We start from the raw sequence: 1,428 nt of genomic DNA, 5'->3' as shown, positions 1-1,428 counted from the left end.
GTAATGCCAGTCAGTTAAGCAACTGACTGGCCCTTTTTCGGGGCTGTGGGGTATCGCCAGGGCCTCTCCTTTACCACTCTCGGGAAGGCCCTTTCCCTTCTTGTCGGTAATTTTACCAGTTGTCCCATACTTTCAAGATCACGCATCAGCTCCGGGATCCGCCCCGGTGAAGCACCCTGCAGGGTCATCAGCATTCTCATGACCATTCCGCATGATTCTGAGAAGCCCAGCTGGTTCGGCCAGTACCCCTTCAGCGCACCCGCCATCTTTATCATCTGATATCGCACCAGATTATAAGCCAGTAACACGCCCCACAGCTCCTGCTCCACAAGTTCCGGCTTTTTACTTCTCAGCGTCAGTCTGCTCAGCTGCATCGTCTGTTTTATCTCCCTGTATCCCAGTTCTATTTCCCAGCGATGGCTGTACAGGTCTGCCATTTCTCCTCCGGGGTAACGCATGGCGTCCGTCATTGACGTCAGCAGATGGCAGACTTTTCCTTTGCGCGTCACGGTCAGCAGGCGGGCTGTCATCTCATTTCCCAGACCCGGCCATTTTTTTCGTGCCTGTGGACTGGTTTTCAGCTTCACCAGATGGTCGCCTTTACCCAGTTTTCTGACCTCTTCATACTGTGCTCCCTTTCTGAGAGGTATCATCCAGTGACGCTGTTCTCCCGCCTGGCTCCAGGCATTTAACAGCCCCAGTGAGTAATAACCTTTATCCATTAACGTCAGGGTGTTATCACCGGTTTGTTCTATAAGTTGTTCAGCAAGCTCATTTTCACTGTTTTTCATCGTGCCAAAGGCCGCTGCCGTCAGCAGATGGCTGGTCAGCTCCATCTGACAGACCATTTTGACCTGCGGGTAGAGTGCCGGGTTTCCGCCATGCGTCTGGCGGGGGAACGCGTTATCGTTTTCTGGTGTGTCCGGCGTGCGCCAGAATACGCCATCGACGGCCAGCAGGGTCAGGCCGCACCAGTGCGGATGTGGCGTGGCACCATGCCAGAGCTGTGCTGTTTGCATGAACACGCGGCGCACGGCCTCACTTCCCAGGCGCTGTCTGGCCTGAATAACGGCGCTGGGTGCGACAAAAGGACGGCTGCCCGGCAGCATGATGTCCAGCCGGTTCACGATCTGATGAAGGGGTTCCTTCCGTTCAAGCGCCATGCCGACAATACACCAGACCATCATTTCCAGCGGCAGACGGCGCTTGCGCAGGGTGACAGTGCCGGCTTCGGCAAGGCAGCGGGAAATCAGCTCCGGGTCCAGATAATCTCCCAGAGAAGTGAGCGGGTTACGCAGGGAATCGTAACGGGATACCAGATCAAGAGCCTGTCCAATGTGCATAAAAAAATCCGGAAACGGGTGAGCATTTCCGGATTCTTACACAGCCACGGGATCGGTCAACCGATCCTTAACTGATCGGCATTAC

General features: G+C 55.2%; 1 protein-coding gene. It reads right to left on the bottom strand.

The features are described from left to right. Positions 1–14 precede the first annotated feature (14 nt). On the bottom strand, positions 15–1,343 hold the full coding sequence (locus L977_RS05030) for an IS4 family transposase (RefSeq protein WP_047625074.1): 1,329 nt from the start codon (positions 1,341–1,343) through the stop codon (positions 15–17). Positions 1,344–1,428 lie beyond the last annotated feature (85 nt).

Origin of the sequence: Enterobacter sp. ZOR0014 (genome assembly GCF_000798855.1) — a bacterium.
Taxonomy (GTDB): Bacteria; Pseudomonadota; Gammaproteobacteria; order Enterobacterales; family Enterobacteriaceae; genus Enterobacter; species Enterobacter kobei.
Note: the sequence above shows the minus strand (reverse complement) of the source record. Positions and strands in the feature narration are given on the sequence as shown.

Coding starts and splice junctions, on each gene's coding strand:
- L977_RS05030 (WP_047625074.1), bottom strand. CDS start 1,343: ATGCACATTGGACAGGCTCTTGATCTGGTATCCCGTTACGATTCCCTG.